Source organism: Singulisphaera photorubra, assembly GCF_045290345.1.
GTDB lineage: Bacteria > Planctomycetota > Planctomycetia > Isosphaerales > Isosphaeraceae > Singulisphaera.
The window spans coordinates 9254998-9272322 of the sequence record NZ_CP155447.1 but is presented as its reverse complement, the minus strand read 5'-3'; the positions used below and the strand labels follow the sequence as shown (position 1 = coordinate 9272322).

At 61.1% G+C, this 17325-nt stretch carries 13 protein-coding genes; 8 read left to right on the top strand and 5 right to left on the bottom strand.

The features are described 5' to 3' along the window. The first annotated feature begins 53 nt into the window (after nt 1–53). The 8 genes from nuoH to V5E97_RS34520 all read left to right on the top strand — a co-directional run bounded on the left by nuoH (nt 54) and on the right by V5E97_RS34520 (nt 9677). The gene (nuoH, locus tag V5E97_RS34555) at nt 54–1100 is read left to right on the top strand and encodes an NADH-quinone oxidoreductase subunit NuoH (RefSeq protein ID WP_406696085.1); all 1047 of its coding nucleotides are present in this window, start codon (nt 54–56) and stop codon (nt 1098–1100) included. A gap of 82 nt (nt 1101–1182) precedes the next feature. After that, the gene (locus V5E97_RS34550) at nt 1183–1770 is read left to right on the top strand and encodes a NuoI/complex I 23 kDa subunit family protein (RefSeq protein ID WP_406696084.1); all 588 of its coding nucleotides are present in this window, start codon (nt 1183–1185) and stop codon (nt 1768–1770) included. Nucleotides 1771–1798: 28 nt separating this feature from the next. Then, entirely contained in the window at nt 1799–2647 is an 849-nt protein-coding gene (locus V5E97_RS34545; RefSeq protein ID WP_406696083.1) for an NADH-quinone oxidoreductase subunit J family protein, read from the top strand. A gap of 61 nt (nt 2648–2708) precedes the next feature. After that, nucleotides 2709–3182, top strand: a complete 474-nt coding sequence (nuoK, locus tag V5E97_RS34540) for an NADH-quinone oxidoreductase subunit NuoK (RefSeq protein ID WP_406696082.1) — start codon at nt 2709–2711, stop codon at nt 3180–3182. Between the two features lie 70 nt (nt 3183–3252). After that, nucleotides 3253–5301 carry an NADH-quinone oxidoreductase subunit L gene (gene nuoL, locus V5E97_RS34535; RefSeq protein WP_406696081.1) on the top strand — a complete coding sequence of 683 codons (2049 nt, stop codon included), beginning with the start codon at nt 3253–3255 and terminating at the stop codon, nt 5299–5301. Nucleotides 5302–5342: 41 nt separating this feature from the next. Beyond that, nucleotides 5343–7016: a complex I subunit 4 family protein gene (locus V5E97_RS34530; RefSeq protein WP_406696080.1), complete on the top strand. Its 1674-nt coding sequence runs from the start codon at nt 5343–5345 to the stop codon at nt 7014–7016. Continuing rightward, complete coding sequence (locus tag V5E97_RS34525; RefSeq protein ID WP_406696079.1) at nt 7016–8590, top strand: NADH-quinone oxidoreductase subunit N; 1575 nt, start codon at nt 7016–7018, stop codon at nt 8588–8590. Before V5E97_RS34530 ends, V5E97_RS34525 begins: the two co-directional genes overlap by 1 nt. A gap of 289 nt (nt 8591–8879) precedes the next feature. Beyond that, nucleotides 8880–9677 (top strand): ankyrin repeat domain-containing protein, encoded by a 798-nt coding sequence (locus V5E97_RS34520; RefSeq protein ID WP_406696078.1) that lies wholly within the window; start codon nt 8880–8882, stop codon nt 9675–9677. Between the two features lie 236 nt (nt 9678–9913). On the opposite strand, the gene V5E97_RS34515 is transcribed toward V5E97_RS34520, so the two are convergent. The 5 genes from V5E97_RS34515 to V5E97_RS34495 all read right to left on the bottom strand — a co-directional run bounded on the left by V5E97_RS34515 (nt 9914) and on the right by V5E97_RS34495 (nt 17251). Beyond that, on the bottom strand, nt 9914–11272 hold the full coding sequence (locus V5E97_RS34515) for an RsmB/NOP family class I SAM-dependent RNA methyltransferase (RefSeq protein WP_406696077.1): 1359 nt from the start codon (nt 11270–11272) through the stop codon (nt 9914–9916). 623 nt (nt 11273–11895) lie between these two features. Then, the gene (locus tag V5E97_RS34510; RefSeq protein WP_406696076.1) at nt 11896–13956 is read right to left on the bottom strand and encodes a YgiQ family radical SAM protein; all 2061 of its coding nucleotides are present in this window, start codon (nt 13954–13956) and stop codon (nt 11896–11898) included. 85 nt (nt 13957–14041) lie between these two features. Beyond that, nucleotides 14042–15070, bottom strand: a complete 1029-nt coding sequence (locus V5E97_RS34505; protein ID WP_406696075.1) for a glycosyltransferase — start codon at nt 15068–15070, stop codon at nt 14042–14044. Between the two features lie 47 nt (nt 15071–15117). Further along, nucleotides 15118–15426: a DUF971 domain-containing protein gene (locus V5E97_RS34500; protein WP_406696074.1), complete on the bottom strand. Its 309-nt coding sequence runs from the start codon at nt 15424–15426 to the stop codon at nt 15118–15120. 436 nt (nt 15427–15862) lie between these two features. Beyond that, a complete protein-coding gene (locus V5E97_RS34495; RefSeq protein ID WP_406696073.1) occupies nt 15863–17251 on the bottom strand; it encodes a DUF1501 domain-containing protein in 1389 nt (462 codons plus the stop codon). Nucleotides 17252–17325 lie beyond the last annotated feature (74 nt).

Below are 17325 nucleotides of genomic sequence, written 5' to 3'. Positions count from 1 at the left end.
GAGATTCTGGTGGTCGATGATTCCGGCATGCTCCTGATCGAGGAAATGGTTCCATGACGTTTTGGCTGGTCGTAGGGATGCTGATCAAGATCGGCATGGTGGTAGGGATCTCCCAAGGGGCGGTCGCCTATCTCATCCTCGCCGAACGGAAGATCGCGGCCTATGCGCAGGACCGGATCGGCCCCAACCGGGCGGGCCGCGAATTCGGGATCCCGTTCGCGCTGCTGCAGCCCTTGGTCGACGGGGCCAAGATGCTTCTCAAAGAGGACATGGTCCCCTCTTACGTCAATAAACCGGTCTTTATCCTCGCACCGATGATTGCGATCTTCGCGGCGACGATCTCGTTCGCGGTCGTCCCGTTCGGTGGAGTGGGCCCTGGGAATCCGATTCAATTTCAAATCGCACCCGGAATTGATATTGGAATTCTCTATATCTTCGCCGTTGGCAGTCTCGGAGTGTACGGGGTCATCCTGGCCGGCTGGTCTTCGAATAACAAGTACGCGTTCCTCGGTGGGCTTCGCTCCAGTGCCCAGTTGATCAGCTACGAGATCCCGCTCGGGTTGTCGATTCTCGGGATCGTCCTGATCGCCGGTTCGCTCGACCTGAATACGATCATCAACTGGCAGGACAAGTATGTCTGGGGCGTGGTGGTTCAACCGCTCGGCTGTTTGCTCTTCCTGATCAGCGCCTTCGCCGAGACGAATCGCCTGCCGTTTGACTTGCCCGAGAGCGAACAAGAGTTGGTAGGTGGCTTCCATACTGAATATTCGGCGATGAAGTTCGGCATGTTCTTCCTTGGCGAATATCTCAACGTGATCACGGTCAGCTACCTGACGGTGATTCTCTTCTTCGGTGGGTGGGACTTGCCGTTCGTCACGAGCCAAGAGCAGGTCGGCTTCTTCTGGTCACTGGTGAAGTGTTTCATCATGATCGGCAAAGTGGGCGTGATGATCTTCTTCATGATGTGGGTACGTTGGACCTTGCCCCGGTTCCGCTACGACACGCTGATGGATCTGGCCTGGAAGTCGTTGATCCCCCTGTCGCTCGTGAATCTTGTGGCCACCGCGGCCATCGTTCAGCTCTGGATGTCGCGCTATTGATGGGATCCGAGGGATCGGGTTCGTTGGGATGATTGGGCCGGTCTTTTTGTCGATCTCTACGTTTCGTTGAGGAGTTTTACGCGTGCGTGCCGATGACCCGAGTTTGAAGCGACTGACGCCTCCGAAGCTGAACTTGATGGAGAGGACTTACCTCCCCCAGATTGTCGCCGGATTGGCTGTCACCGCTCGGCACATGGCGGGCGTTGCCTTCTTCAACAAGGCGATCACGGTTCAGTATCCCGAAGAGCAGCACGTCCCGAGCGCCAATTATCGCGGCGTCCATCGTCTCAACAAGGACGAGCAGGGGCGAGTCAAGTGCGTGGCCTGTATGCTCTGCGCGACCGCTTGCCCCGCGCACTGCATCGACATCGTGGGCGCCACCGCTCCGGAGACCTGGCCTGACCGTGAGAAGTACTGCGAGAGCTTCGTGATCGACGAGCTCCGCTGTATCTACTGCGGCATGTGCGAAGAAGCCTGTCCCGTCGAGGCGATCGAGTTGACTGGCCTCTACGACTTGACTGGCCTCTCACGTGAACAGATGATTTTTGATAAGTCCAAACTCCTCTCGGTCTTCGATATGACCAAGGACGCCGAACCGATGCGGTTTGGCAAGGGGCCAACTTCCGTGCCGCCGGGGGCACCCGCGCAGCCGACCCAGCCTCTTTCCTAAGCCTGTACCGACAAGGGAACTTGCAGCTGTGAACACACAGGCAAACGATCTGATGCTGGCGGCCGTGGTGGTGGTTCTCGGGGCTGCCGGCACTTACTTGCTGCTGCCCCACCGGTTCGGGACGACGAAGCCCAGACGGATGCAAGCCGTGGGAGGAGGGCTGACCACGTTGGCTCTGCTCCTGTTCGCTCTCTTCTGGACACCGCCGAGCCCCTTCTTGTCCGGGGTCTTCTTCTATCTGTTCAGCTTCACCGCGTTGGCGGGAGCCTTGCTGACGATTACCGCGCGTAACCCGATCTACAGCGCCCTCTGGTTCGCAGCCGTCGTGCTTTCGACCTCGGGGCTCTTCCTGCTCGAGGGGGCTCAGTTCCTCGCGGCGGGAACCGTGATCGTCTACGCGGGAGCGATCATCGTCACGTTCCTCTTCGTCATCATGCTGGCCCAAATGGAAGGGCGAGCAATGTATGACCGATCTGCTCGTTCTCCGTTCCGAGCCACGCTGACGTGCTTCCTGCTTTTCTGGGCACTGCTGTATTCGCTCTTCACCGTTCGCCCCCCCTCGGTCTCACCTGAGGGGATCAAGAACGGGGCCGAGGCGCAGTTGGTCAGAAGTCGTGACCTTGCGCTCGCGAATCCCAAGATCGGGGCAGTGCTCGAGCGTGCGTCGAGGAGCACGTCGCAACTGCACGACAAAGCTGGGTTGCTCAAGCCCCATGTTGCCGGGTTGGGAGAAACGCTCTACACCGACAACCTGGTCACTGTGGAGTTGGCTGGCGCACTGCTGTTCGTGGCTTTGATCGCCGCTCTGTCGATCGCGCCGCCGAAGCCGCCGATTCGCCCTGGAGATCGTCAGGTCGCCACCCCGGTCAACATCTAAGCGGACCTCTAGGATCGCTTCGGTTCATTCTGGCCAGTCACGAGAGGAAGTGAGCTTCGACATGCCGCCTCCCGAAGAATTCACGTTTGAGATCCTGAGGAATTTCCTGCTGGTTGGGGCCGCGTTGATGGCCTTGGGGATGCTCGGCTTCCTCTCCCGACGCAACCTGATCGTGATGTTTCTCTCGGCCGAGATGATGCTCCAGGGGACGGCCCTGACCCTGGTCGGCTTTGGCCGTTACCACGGCAACTGGTCCGGCCAAGTGTTCACGATCGTGATCCTGACGGTCGCGGCGTGCGAGGCCTCGATCGCGTTGGCATTGATCCTTGTGCTGTACAACCGCAGGTCTTCGCTGGACGTGACTCTCTGGCAAGACATTCGTGAGCCTGGGCAGCCGCTGGCCCCCGTCTCGAGCGAAGAGTTGACCGCCGAGCCGGCCGATGAGATCCCGGGACCCGAATCTTATCCGCAACTGATCCCGTCCGGGCACGAGCCGGCACACCCGCGCCTGCCCTGGATGGAACGTCGAAACTAGGCTGAGTTGAGTTGTTCGATCGACGTGAATGCCACGCCCGACGAGTGAGACAGATGATGGGAGCGCCGCTGTGCCGAATCTGCTGGTGAACAACGCCTGGCTTGTGCCGTTCTTCCCCCTGCTCGGGGCGTTGATCGCGGCTGCCTTTGGGCGAGAACTGCGAGAGAAGGCGCATTTGCCGGTCGTGGTCGGCATTTTTCTCGCATTCCTCGTTTCGCTCGGCCTCTTGTTTTCCGCCGGGCCCGATAAAGTCGTCACCGTCTATCGATGGCTTGAGTTTTCCAACCTGAACGTGCCGATCCAGTTCCGGGTCGACGGCCTGACGACGATGATGCTCTCCATGGTCACGTTCGTGTCGACCCTGGTCGCCATCTACGCGGCAGGCTACATGGCTGGAGACCCGGGTTATCCTCGGTTCTTCACCTGCGTTGGCCTCTTCGTCTTCTCGATGACGGGCCTCGTGCTGTCGAATAACTACGTGCTGACCTATGTCTTCTGGGAAGGCGTGGGCACCTGTAGTTACCTGCTGGTCGGTTTCTGGCACGCGAAACCATCGGCCGCGGCAGCTGCCAAGAAGGCGTTCCTTGTCAATCGCGTGGGTGACTTTGGTTTTGCGATCGCCTTGTTCTGGCTCTGGACCGTGGTGCCGAACCATGACCTGAGCTATGGCAACGTCCTCAGCGCGTCCACACTGGCCGGCCTCCCGCAGGGAACCATTGAAGGGATTGCCCTGCTGCTCTTCTGGGCCGCGACGGCTAAGAGTGCCCAGGTGCCGCTCTACGTCTGGCTACCGGACGCGATGGAAGGTCCGACCCCGGTCTCGGCTCTGATCCATGCCGCGACGATGGTGACGGCGGGTGTTTATCTGATTGCTCGCTCGACTCCGTTGATTGCCCTGGCGCCGAACGTCCAACTGCTGATCGCCTCGATCGGCTGTCTCACTGCGCTTCTGTCCGCCTCGATTGCGGTCACTCAGACTGACCTCAAGCGAGTGATGGCTTATTCAACGGTGAGCCAGCTTGGCTTTATGTTCATGGGCATTGGGGCTGGTGTTGGTACGGTCGCGAAACTTGCGGTCTTCGCCGCGATGTTCCACCTCTTCACCCACGCCTTCTTCAAAGCCTTGCTGTTCCTCGCCTCGGGTAGCGTGATGCACTCGATGGGGGGAGTGATCGACATGAGGCGTTTCCGTGGCCTTCGCCATCGGATGCCGATCACCTGCTGGACGTTTGCTATCGGTGGTCTAGCTCTCTCTGGAATTCCTCCGTTTGCTGGGTTTTTCAGCAAAGACGAGATTCTCGTGGCCTTGAAAGAGGCCTCACACGCAGCCGGGCATGGCGGGGCTGCGACTGGCTACCGTGCGATTTACTGGATCGCTATTTTCACGGCCATGATGACCGCCTTCTATACGGGGCGGGCTTTCTTCATGACCTTCTTTGGTCCGGAAAAGCTTCCCAGCGCCGATGATCCGGAAGCGGAAGAAGGCGAGACCGCTCATGGTCACGGCTCGGCCCACGATGACCACGGGCATGGTCACGATGCCGGCCATGGTCACGGACACGACTCCCACTTTGGGCACGAGTCTCCGCCGGTCATGACCTATCCCTTGATCGCCTTGGCAGGATGCGCCGTGATGGTAGGCGTGCTCTTCGGTCCCACCGGATTGTTCGAGCATCATATCATGCAAAGTTTCGCATTCGAGACTCTCGGCCACCCCGAGCATGCTCACGGGCTTGATCTCTCTATTCCGCTCACCGGAACCCTGGTTGGGGTGCTCGGCCTTGTTGCGAGCTTCTTCCTTTACGCGAAACCGAGTCCGATTCCGGCTCGACTTGCTTCAAGCTTGAAGCCGCTCTACAGGGCGTCTTGTAACAAGTTCTATATCGATGAATTGTATGACATGATTTTCATTCGGCCCCTGCGAATGATCGCGTCTGTCAGTGCATTTCTCGACGAATGGTTCCTCCATGGAGCCCTGATTCGTGGCACCGCCTGGATGCCTCGGCTGCTCGGCCGAGAGGTGCTGGCTCCCTTGCAGAACGGCCTGATCCAGTACTATGCGGCAGTGACCGCTCTGGGCGTCGCGGGCCTGCTCTGGGTCTTGTTGTTGCTGAAGTGAAGACTTTTGCTCAATTTTGATGGGCGACGAGGACTGATGTGATGGCGACCCTGCTGGTGATCACGGCCTTTCTCCCTTTAATCGGGAGTGCGGTCCTCTTCTTGTCGCCCCGAATGGACGTCAAGACTGCGAGGTTGGTCGCACTGGCGACCGTGTTGGTGACGATTCTCCCGGCCCTGATCTTGCTTTTCGCCTTCAAGCCGGGAGTGGTCGAGCCACAATTCGCGTACGGACTTCCTGGGGGGCCTTACGGTCTGAGCTGGTTGGGGTCGCCGGACATCCGGTTCTCCTTCGGCCTCGACGGACTGAGCTTGCTCCTGTTCGTACTCACGACGGTGCTGATGCTGCCGGCCGTCTTCGCTTCCTGGGAGTCGGTGACCGATCGTGCTCCGACCCACTACGCCTTTCTCCTGGCGCTTGAAGCGGGGCTGCTCGGTCTCTTCGCCAGCCTCGACGTGATTCTGTTCTACATCTTCTTCGAGTTTTCCCTGATCCCGCTCTTCTTCCTGATCGGGATCTGGGGCGGCTCGGAGCGACGGCAAGCCGCCGTGACCTTCTTTCTCTACACACTCGCGGGAAGCTTGCTGACGCTGCTTGGCGTGATTGCCCTCGTGGTGATCCACTATCAGCATTCTCCGTCACACACCTTGACGTTCTCGATCCCCGAGCTGACCCGCGGCCTGGCGGCCCTGGACTGGGCGGGCTGGCAAGTCACAGCTCCCTGGTCGGCGAGCCCGCAGGTTCTGATTTTCCTGCTCTTGTTCGCCGGATTTGCCATCAAGGTTCCGCTCTTCCCGTTCCATACCTGGCTCCCCTTGGCTCACGTCGAAGCCCCCGCGGCGGGATCGATCTTGCTGGCGGGTGTGTTGCTCAAGGTGGGCACCTACGGCTTGCTCCGGTTCAACCTGGGGATGACGCCGGTCGGAGCACAGGTGCTTTTCCCGCTGCTCGCAACCCTGGCCGTGGCCGGGATCATCTATGGGGCATTGGTGGCCCTGGCGCAAACCGATATCAAGCGATTGGTGGCATATAGCTCGGTGAGCCACATGGGATTCATCGCCCTCGGCCTGTTCTCGCTGAATGCGACCGGGATCGAAGGCGCGGTCATCCAGATGGTCAACCACGGCATCACGACGGGGGCCTTGTTCGCCTGCGTTGGGGTGATTTATGAGCGGTATCACACACGGGAAATGTCGGAGCTGGGTGGACTCTGGGAACGACTGCCGCTGCTGGCATTCTTCCTGATCCTGTCGTCGCTCGGCTCGGCCGCGGTTCCTGGCCTGAACGGATTCGTGGGCGAGTTCCCGATCTTGGTGGGGATGTTCGCCAAGAGCCCCTGGGTGACGGTCTTTGCGGCAACCGGGATGATTCTCGGCGCTTATTACCTCCTCCTGATGCTTCAGCGGGTGATCTTCGGACCGCTCCATGAGCCGCATGGCGAGGACGCTCATCACCCGCATGTGATTCGACCCGTCGCCTGGCACGAGATTGCCGGACTGGCCCCCTTGATGGTCCTGATCGTCTGGATCGGTGTCTATCCTCGTCCCTTCCTGGAACGAATCAATCCGGCGGTTGCGCCGATTGCCGCTCGGTTCCCGAGCTTGAACCAGGCGGCTGCGAAACCCGCACTCGCCGCCAAGCCAGAGCCGGGTCGCGTTGTGTCGAAGCCGGTTACTCACTCGATTTCCTACACTCCCACCAGGGGCAGCCGTTGATGCTTCCTCCCAGTTCCTTAGAGATCGCCAAACAGACGCTTTTGATCCTCGTGCCGGAATTGCTCATCCTGCTCGTGGCGACGGTCATGATGACGGCTGGCGCGTTTGTCCGGCTTCCCAGACGCCTCTGGTGCGGTATCGCCGCCGGAACCATGCTTGCCGCCTTGCTGATCTTGTTCGGGCTTCGGAATCAGACGATCGATCTGTACTCGGCGATCGCGCTGAACGACGCCTTCTCGTATCATTCGCGGGTCGTGTTGCTTCTGGCCGGATTTATCGTCCTGGCCCTGGCTCACGACCAGGTTGACGATGCCCGCGCTCCCGAGTTCTTCGGCGCCTTGCTGATGATCAACGCCGGATCGATGCTCGTCGCCGCGTCCAACGAGTTGATCTTCCTGTTCGTTGGCCTTGAACTCGTGAGCATGCCGACTTATCTGCTGCTCTATCTCTCGAGGCGGAATGCCAGTACCCAGGAAGCGGCCACCAAGTACTTCTTCCTGAGTCTCTTCTCTTCCGCCTTGTTGCTCTACGGCCTGGCCTTCCTCTACGGCCTGACCGGGGTTAGCAACCTGAAGGCCCTGGCCTACATCGCGCAGAACGCGGGGACGGTCCTGAGCCCGAACCTGATGCTGATTGCCTTGGTGTTCGTCATGGCAGGACTCGGGTTCCGAGTCGCCGCCGTGCCGTTCCACTTTTATGCTCCCGACGTTTATCAGGGCTCGCCGACGGTCATCACGGCGATGCTTGCCTGGGTTCCCAAGGCGATCGGTTTCCTGGCGATGGCCCGAGTGCTGAGCTCCATCGTCTCGGCCGGAGGACCAGGTTCCATTACCATTGAGCGAGCGGTTGCCCTGGGATGGATCATGGCGGTCGCAACCATGACGCTGGGCAACACCGTTGCCCTCTTGCAAGACAACCTGAAACGACTGCTCGCCTATTCCTCGATTGCTCACGCGGGCTACTTGTTGGTTGGCATGACGGTCGCGTTCACGAATACCTCGGGGACGAACCCGGCGTTTTTCGGTCTCCAAGGTGTGCTCCTCTACCTGGTTGCGTATGCGTTGATGACGCTGGGCGCGTTCGGCGTGATCATCGCGCTCAGCACACCCGAGCGACCGGTCGAGAACGTGAATGATCTCTCCGGGCTCGCGCAGAGCCACCCGGTGATCGCCCTTGCGATGGCCGTCTGCCTGTTCAGCCTCGCCGGGATTCCTCCTCTGGCTGGCTTCTACGGCAAGTTCGCCATTTTCATGTCGGTCCTGGGCGCCGCGACCGGTGCGAGCTCCTCGATGCTCTGGTGGCTGGCGGTCATCGGCATGCTCAACGCCGCCGTGGGAGCCTACTACTACCTGCGCATCGTCGTTCTGATGTACCTTCGCCCGGCCCCCTCGACACCGATCAACCATCGGATCGCATGGCCGACGCTGGTGGCGGTCGGAGCCTGTGCGGTCCTTTCGCTCGTCCTTGGCTTGCTGCCGGCTCGCCTCGTCCGTGCCACCCGCGAGGCAAGCGTTGCCTCGATGGATCTCCCCGAACCTGGGGCGACGCCGATCGCCCTGGTTAAGGGTCGATGAGCCGAGTTGGTTGATGATCGGGCGAGCCATCGGCTTGCCCGATCATCTGACCTTCCAGGTTAGGTCAGCGACCTCTGTGACACGGTGTACTCGTCCGGTTATCCGTCCGAACGTACACGATGAGTGTGAGTGCCGTTGACCTGCACGCAATTCAATAAGTAAGCACGCCTACCTGATTAGCGGAAAATTCGTGAGCTCCGGGCTTGCCTGGGTTCTTCGTCCAGAGGTTGGGCGAGCCATGAACCGAGGCTTCGTAGGGGCCATGCGGCAACATTGGGGACCATTGATCATGGACCACAAGGCCGATGACACGTGGACGTTTGATGCGCTCCGTCGTGATGACGTTGAAGCCGTCATGCAGCGTGTCTTGAATGATCCGGCCTATCTCTCATCACGCGACCACTTCCGTAACACGCCGCTCCAGACCGCGATCGTATCCCATCAAGCGGGCCTCGTGGAGTTGATGCTCCAGCACGGTGCCGATCCCAACTTCGACAGTGTTGATAGCGATTCCTGCCTCTTGACCGCAGTGGATTCTGACACTCTCCCCTCGATTCCGATCGTCAAGACGTTAATTGACGGCGGGGCAGACATCCATCGCACGGGGCTCAACGGATGGACCCCGTTGCATCTGGCCGCAATCCGCGGTTACGTCGAGAAAGTTAGCCTGCTCCTCGATGCGGGGGCACTCGTCAACCAGCGAACCGAAATTGACGGGTGCGAGACACCGCTGATGCAAGCCGCTGTCATGGGCCACCCTGAAGTCGTCCGGCTGCTTTTGGAACACGGCGCCGATCCGACGATGCGCGACTCCGTGCATAATTACACCCCGCTCGAGAAGGCCCAGGACGCCGCGCGAGGCGCAAATCCTCAGGTTCTTGAATACCTGAAGTCGGAATGCCTTAGCATCGTTCCTGACGAGCTTTTTGCGGACTTCGATCTCTCGGCCGATCAGAAAGCGATGCTGAAATTCGATAATTTGCGGCTCGGCATGGCCGAGCAGTATCGCGACAGCGCCGAGCGAATCGCCCGTGAGGGGAGTCATCAAGAAGTGATTCGGATCCTGTCGCAACTCGAAGATCAGTGACCGGCAATGACGTCGCCGGCATCCCTCGATCACAAGGATGAGCAGGTCGCCTGCGATACGCTGATTTTCGGCCAGTCGCTTGTTGCCGAGCGGAGCCCCTGACAATCCCCCAGCCTTGTTGTTGGCAATTGGCTGGGGGATCGCTCCGGTTCGCGAGGCGTCGGCTCAGTCCACGCCACACGAGCGAACTCAGCCAAGGCGACTTGGGTCGCCTTGGTCGAGTGCCGTGACTCGCCTCATTTGGTGAGGATCATCCGCGCAATAAACATGGCGTCGGTGTCGGAGTCCTGCGGCCAGATCAAGGTCGTACCATTGGTAGTCCCTTCCAACAAAGGATGAGGGAAGGGATCGAGCTTGAACTGGGGGTGGGCCTGGAGAAAGTTCCGCACGACCTCGGTCGTTTCGGTGGGCGTTACCGTGCAGACCGAGTAGACGAGTGTTCCGCCGGGGCGGACACCGGCGGAAGCCACATGGAGCAGTTGGGCCTGCGTTTCGGCAAGACGCGTGATCGCCTGCCGGTCGATGGACCAGCGCGCATCGGGATTCCGCCGCCAGGTGCCGATCGCCGAACAAGGGGCGTCGACGAGCACACCGTCAAAGCTCTTGGTCTTGCCCGGTACGTGCCGACCGTCCCACTCTTTGGTCGTCAAGTTACGGAACGGACTGCGGCGGGCACGACGGACCGCCTCCTTGAGCCGAGCCGCGTTGACGTCGGTGGCGACGACAAGACCCTTACCTTTCATGAGGGACGCGAGGTGCAATGACTTGCCACCGGCCCCCGCACAGGCGTCCCACCAACGCTCGCCCGGGTCGGGATCGCAGATCAAACCGACGGCCTGAGACGCGAGATCCTGGATCTCGAGTTGGCCCCGAGTGAACGCGGGCAAGTGATGAACGTCCGAGTCGGCGTCGAGCTTGGCTGAGACCGTGAGCCGGCGATGAATCCAGGGCTTGATACCGCTGGCTGTCAATTCGGACCAGATCGCAGCTTCGTCGGCGCCTTGGACCCGGACCCAGAGTGAGGGGCGTTTCTGGAGGGCCAGGAGCAACTCGACGAATCGACTCTTCGGTGATCCACCGCCTGGAGGCAGTGGGAGGTTTTCACGCAACCAAGGGGGGAAGAGCCGCCAGGGGTCGGCCGTGACGGCGCGGCCTTCCAGGAGTCGCTTGAAGCCCTCGGAACGTGCCGTCCAGTTCGGAGCGTCGCCCAGGGCGATCAGTCGGGCCGGGTCGCGGCGGAGGACTCGCGCCCAGACACGGCAGGCGGGATGGACGGTGGGCGAATCAAGCAGCCAGGCGTAGAGCAGCCGCTCTTCGGGCTGGACCAGCCCGAGCGGTTCCAACCAGCCGCCCCAGCGGAGCAAGGCGAAGGCACACTGGCTGATGAATCGATGGTCGGGCGGGGCCAGGTCGCGTCGAGGGCGAAGCTCCGACCCCAGCATCCGGTCGGCGCGCTTTCTGTCCCTCAAGACCTCGCGCTCGACACGGGTCGCGATCTGGATCGCCGCCTGGGCCAGAGTCTCGATCGAGGCGATGTGCGGAACATCGCGAAGCGCTGGGCCTGCCTGGTTCGGCCGATCCGACCGGCCTCGCAACGGGCCTGCCTCGTGTGGAGGCCGACCCTGACTGGGCGCTGGCCCTCGATCGTTGGGGCGATTGCTCCGGCCTTTGCCTCGGGCGGGGCCGGGCTCCTGCGCGTACCCGCCCCGGCCTTGTTGTGGACCGGTGTTGTTTGCAAAGAAGTTTCGGCTTCTTGCCGGACCGACGTCGTTCGAGGGGAAGTTACCCCGGCCCTTGGCCGGCCCGTTGCCCTGAGATTGGAAGTTCCGACCACGCGCGGGCCCGGCGTCATTCGAATGCGACGAGCCCCGACCCTTGGCCGACCCTGCATTACTGTGGGATTGGAAGTTCCGTCCCTTCGCCGGCCCGGAGTCGTTCGATTGCGAGGGGCCTCGGCCTTTGGCCGGACCGCCCTCGTTCGGACGATTGCCCCGGCCCTTGGCCGGTCCTGACTGATCCAAATAAGTTCCATCGACTTCGGGCGGCCCGCTGGGACCAGGGCCTGATAGCCGCTTACCGTCAAATTTCTTGGAGCCGGTCTTCGGCATGGCCCGCGACGCCGTTTTGGGTCGGGGACGCGAAGTCGGACGATTCGGTCGTCGGTTCATATCGTTCGGATAATCAAGGTCAGAATTTTGGAAGGATTTTTTCAAGGCGATCAGCGGCGCGGGCGGCGCTTGGCCGATTTGCGATCAGGTCGATAGCCAGCCGATTGCGGCTTCGCTTGCTGTGATTCCGCCTCACCCGCGGGCTTGGGAATCGTGTGAACGTATCGCCCCTCGCCGAGTGCCCGGTTCGCCTTGGCCATTCTCGCTTGCAAGGCGGCCTTGGGCGGGTTGGCCGGGATCAAGGCGTCGCAGCCCGAGCCAATCAGCTCTTGCCGTCCTGCCTTTTGAAGCGCCTCACGCACCTCGAAGTAATTCTCGGGCTTGAAGAACTGGAGCAAGGCACGCTGGAGTTTGCGGTCGCGAAGATTCCGAGCCGTGTAAACTTCTTCGCCCGTGAATGGATCGAGACCTGTGTAATACATGCAGGTCGCGACATCGAACGGCGCGGGAATGAAGTCTTGAACCTGATCGGGTCGGTAGCCATTTCGCTTGAGGAAGAGAGCAAGGTCGATCATCGCGTCCAGGTCGCTTCCCGGATGCGACGCGATGAAGTAGGGCACGAGGAACTGCTTCGGCTTACCCGCCGCGGCGCTCGCCTCTTTGAAGGCGTCGGCAAAGCCCTCGTAGTCATTCACTTCGGGCTTCTTCATCCGCTTCAGAACTTCGGGATCGGTATGCTCGGGCGCAACCTTGAGGTGGCCGCCCACGTGATGCCCGGCGAGCTCCACCATGTACTCGGGAGATCGTTGCGCCAGGTCCATACGGACACCCGAGGCAACCATCACCTTGCGAACCCCTGGGATTTCACGGCTCTCGCGCATCAGTTGAACGAGCGGCCCGTGGTCGGTTCCCAGGAGCTTGCAGATCTTGGGGTGAACGCACGATTGTCGCTTGCACTTGGCTTCCACGTCGGGGCGAGTGCAGCGCATCTGGTACATGTTGGCGGTTGGGCCGCCAATGTCCGAGACGATGCCCGAGAAACTCGGTTCCTCACCCATCTTCCGGATTTCGGTCAGGACCGACTCTTGAGAGCGAGACTGAATGATCCGTCCTTGATGCGCGGTGATCGAGCAGAAGGTGCAGCCGCCGAAACAGCCCCGCATGATTGTGACCGAATCTTTCACGGTCTCGAACGCGGGGATCTTCTCGTTCTTGTACCTCGGATGCGGCCGCCGCGTATAAGGCAGGCCATAGATCCGATCCATGTCGTCCTGGCTGATCGGTAGAGCGGGGGGGTTGACGACAACGGCCTGGCGATCGTGGAACTGGACCAACCGCTTGGCGTTGAGCGGGTTGGTCTCTTGATGAATGATCTTGGTGGCCTGGGCGAACTTGTGGCGATCCGTCTTCACTTCTTCAAACGTCGGGAGCACGAACGAATCGTCGGGCGGGGCCTCTTTCGCCCCGAGGGCGTAGGCAACCCCACGCATGTCGCGGAGTTCCCGCGGGGACTCTCCGGCGGCAAGTCGGCGGGCAATCTCGACGATCGGCTGTTCGCCCATCCCGAAGACAAGGAGGTCGGCCTTGGCGTCGAGCAGGATCGAACGCTTGACGGTGTCGCTCCAGTAGTCGTAGTGGGCCAACCTCCGGAGGGACGCCTCGACTCCGCCGGCGATCACAGGGACCCCTGGGAATGCCTCGCGGGCGCGCTGACAGTAGGGTAAGGTCGCGCGGTCGGGCCGAAGCCCGATCCGGCCGCCCGGACTGTAGGCGTCGTCATTGCGAACTTTTTTATTCGCCGTGTAGTGGTTGATCATGCTGTCCATGTTCCCGGCGCTGATGCCGAAGAACAGGCGCGGTCGACCAAACTCCCGCCAGGGCTCCGCACTTCGCCAGTCCGGCTGGCTCAGGATCGCCACTCGAAATCCGGCCGCCTCCAGGATCCGTCCGAGAATCCCCATTGCAAACGCCGGGTGATCGACGTAGGCGTCGCCAGTGACAAAGACGACATCCACTTCATTCCAGCCCCGGCGTTCCATCTCGGCCCGAGAGGCGGGCAGGTGGGGGAGTGCGAGCGGAACCAATGGCAGAACCGGCAACTGCGTCGGTGCGACATTGTCGCTGGCATTGCGAGAAGAACAGGGGGGTGGTGCGACGGTCCCGGTCGTCATACGAAGTTGAATGCCTCGGAAAAAGAAACAAAAGAGTCCGAACCTTCGATTATCGCGTTTGTCGACCATTTGGGACAAGGGTGATTCAGCGGGGTTGCCAAATCGACTGGTCCGTTTTGAGGTTGCTGGATCGACGATGGAGATACCAACGTCGCGTGAAATCAGGGGCAGCGAGCAGTGCGGCCAGGGAGAGAGCAAGTCTGGGGTCGAGCGCGATCGACTTCAAAATCCCACGATCGAGCGCGACGGCTCGCCGCAAACAGAGGCGAGCCGCCGTCGAATCGCCCCGAGCCAAGCTATCGTGAGCTCGGTTCAGATAGGCCCGAGCGAGCCGACGGTGGGCCGCCTTCTGAATCGGAATTCGATCCTCGAGAGACTCGACACGCGTTAAGAGTCGACTTTGGAGCCTCTCGATCTCTTCAAGATCCCTGGTCCCAACCTTGAAACGATGGGTCTCGCTGGCGTGGTGCCAGCGCATCGACACGCTCGGGTGGGAGAGCCAGATCACGCCCCAATCGTTGGCGACCCGGGTCCAGAAGTCCCAATCCACCACGTAGCGGTACGAAGGGTCGAATCCACCGACCCGCTCATGGGCCATTTTTCGGAGAGTCACCGCCGAACAACGCAGTGGGTTGCGGACCAATAACTGTGCGACGAACTTTCCTGGCTCGAAGTTGCGATCGACCGGGGCGATCCTGCATCGCTCGACGACGGTTTCGGGCACGGCTTGGCCCAGGTCGTCGATCACCAGGGCTTCGTTACAGACGAGACCCGCGTCGGGATTGGCGTCGAACGCCCGAACGTGCGCGGCGAGGTGCCCCGGCTCCATCCGATCATCCTGGTGAAAAATCGCGATGAGGGGCGTTCGGCAGAGTTCGACGCAGCGGTTCCAGTTGCCGGCCAGGCCGAGGCGTTCGCTGTTGATCTGGATCCGAACCCGGTCCCCGGCCAGTGCTCGAGCGATGTCGAGCGTGTCGTCGTCGGACTGGTCGTCGGAGATGATGAGATCGAAGGGAACGCCTTCCTGACGCAGGATTCCCCGAAGTGCCTCGGCCAGATGCCGCGACCCTTGATAAGTGGGGATGGCGACCGTGATATTCGGGCTCTCGTCCACGGCCGCCCCCGCATCCCAGTTCGCTCGAGCGATTGAAATCAGTTCTCTCAGACATGGAACGGGAGGGAGAGTCGCTCCAGGGTTTCCCAGGTATAGAGCCCGGAGGAGTGACCATCGTTCCATCCCAACCGGATTGCGTAATTCCCGATCGGTTCCATGCCTTCGAGCTTCAGGTCGGGCCGGATTGTACTCGGGTCGAGGATCCGTTCCCCCGTCCATTCGTTGCGGCAGGACGCGCAGGGACATTCGCCTCGGAGATGCTTGTACGGAACGCGAACCGCGGCCTGATTCTCCCAGGTGAGTTCCAGAATTTGCTCACTCTGGAGGGCGCGAATATTGGCAGGTGCGTCGCTCATCTGGGGGACTCGAATTCAAGGCGAAGGGGTAGCTCTCACAACGTTCGAGACTACCATAACAGAGGCGGGTTGAGAAATGAGGGAGGCCACCATGGGACGATTCTTGGTGCGGGCAAAGAGCGTCAACGCCGTTCGGAAGGCGCTCGGACGAGCCCCAGGGGGCGTGCGGGTCGTTGGGCGATTCGACCGCGAAACGATTGAATGCGCTCATACGATGGAAGCGCATAGCCTCTCACGCCACTGGCCGGTCGTCGTGAGCCGCCTCGCGAAAGCGGGACTTACTGTGGTTAAGCCGGCCGAGCCTGAAGTTAATCCAGATTCGAATGATGAGCCCATACCCTCGTAGAGGGGACCCGACCCATCAGGTTTCGCTCCCGAAAACGAGGGACAACCTCGCGAAGACGAAGTTGGTGGGCCGTGTCCATCCTACGAGTCGTCATGAAAAGATCTGAGTAATTGGGTTGCCCGAAGCAATCGGCAAGGGGCGGCGGAGGGTGTCGTAAACCTCGGTGGCGGGGTCGATGCCAAGAGCCCAGAACATGGTGGCGGCAATGTCGTCGGGGGAGACAGGGTCGGAGGCGGGATAAGCACCGATGCGATCGCTGGAGCCATAGATGGCTCCGGGAGTGATGCCGCCGCCCGCGAACAGAACGGTGTAACACTGGGGCCAGTGGTCGCGGCCGTTGGCGCCGAACTTGGCCGTGTTGGCGATCTTGGGAGAGCGTCCGAACTCGCCCATCCAGACGACCAGGGTCTCATCGAGAAGACCTCGCGATTGCAGGTCGTCGATCAAGGTCGGAACGGTCTGATCGGTGATCGGCAAGAGGCCGTTCTTGAGTTGATTGAAATTGTCTCCGTGGGTATCCCAGCCTCCCTTCCCGCGGCCACCGATCGAGTTGGAGTAATAGACCGTGACGAACCGCACGCCGGTCTCGATCAGGCGACGAGCGAGCAGGCAGCTCTGGCCGTAGGTGGTCCGACCGTAAGCGTCACGGATGTTGTCCGGCTCATTCGACAGGTCGAATGCTTTCTTGACCTTGGGCGCCGCGAGCATGGTTAACGCGCGATCATAGAACGCATCGATTCCGCGTGCGGTGCCCGACCATTCGAGGAGGTCGCTCTGGGCGTCGATCATCCTCAGAAGGTTTCTCCGGTCGTCGAGCCGCTCCAGCGGTAGGCTCGAGGGGAGGCTGAGTTCCGGCAAGCGGAAGTCGGGCGCGGCCGGATCCTGGCCGACGAAGAAGGGATCGAACGGCTTGCCGAGGAAGCTGGCCGTTTGCCCCGGGGTGACGCTGCCATCGCGAAGGATGTGCGGAAACGACATGAAACTCGGTATCGCAGGGTCATCCACCGGTTTGAGCTTGGCCACCGTGCTGCCGTAGGCGGGGTAGAGTTCCTGGGTGTCGCGCAGCCGGATGTCGTCGAGCGGGGGAGCGTGGCCAGTCAGGCTGTAATAGGTTGCGGAATTATGATTCTTCATTCGGTGATGAACCGAGCGAACCTGGGCGAACTTACCGATCGTCTTTGAAAATCGAGGGAGGTGTTCGGACAACATGATCCCAGGTTGATGCGAGGCGATCGGTTTGAACTCGCCCCGGATGCCGTCGGGGGCGTCCGGCTTCATGTCGAAGGTATCGATGTGCGACGGACCACCGAACTGGTGGAGGAAGATCACGTGCTTCGCCTTCGAGGTCCGTCCCTGCGACTCGGCCGCCCGCAGGATCGTCGGGAGGCTCAGGCCGGCGAATCCGGCCGTGCCGACCTTCAAGAGGCTTCGACGTGAAAGGCGATTCACCACGCGGTATTCCGGGCAGCCGTCGTTCATGAGCCGCTTCCTTTCCTCTTGGACCTGAGGTCACGCGAACTTCCGGCGCTTTCGCTCCTCCTCGGAACGGAGAG

Excerpts from the sequence above, each read along its gene's own strand:
- V5E97_RS34510 (WP_406696076.1), bottom strand. The coding sequence starts at position 13,956 with ATGACGACCGGGACCGTCGCACCACCCCCCTGTTCTTCTCGCAATGCC.
- V5E97_RS34520 (WP_406696078.1), top strand. The coding sequence starts at position 8,880 with ATGGACCACAAGGCCGATGACACGTGGACGTTTGATGCGCTCCGTCGT.
- V5E97_RS34500 (WP_406696074.1), bottom strand. The coding sequence starts at position 15,426 with ATGAGCGACGCACCTGCCAATATTCGCGCCCTCCAGAGTGAGCAAATT.
- V5E97_RS34530 (WP_406696080.1), top strand. The coding sequence starts at position 5,343 with ATGGCGACCCTGCTGGTGATCACGGCCTTTCTCCCTTTAATCGGGAGT.
- V5E97_RS34525 (WP_406696079.1), top strand. The coding sequence starts at position 7,016 with ATGCTTCCTCCCAGTTCCTTAGAGATCGCCAAACAGACGCTTTTGATC.
- nuoK (WP_406696082.1), top strand. The coding sequence starts at position 2,709 with ATGCCGCCTCCCGAAGAATTCACGTTTGAGATCCTGAGGAATTTCCTG.
- V5E97_RS34495 (WP_406696073.1), bottom strand. The coding sequence starts at position 17,251 with ATGAACGACGGCTGCCCGGAATACCGCGTGGTGAATCGCCTTTCACGT.
- nuoH (WP_406696085.1), top strand. The coding sequence starts at position 54 with ATGACGTTTTGGCTGGTCGTAGGGATGCTGATCAAGATCGGCATGGTG.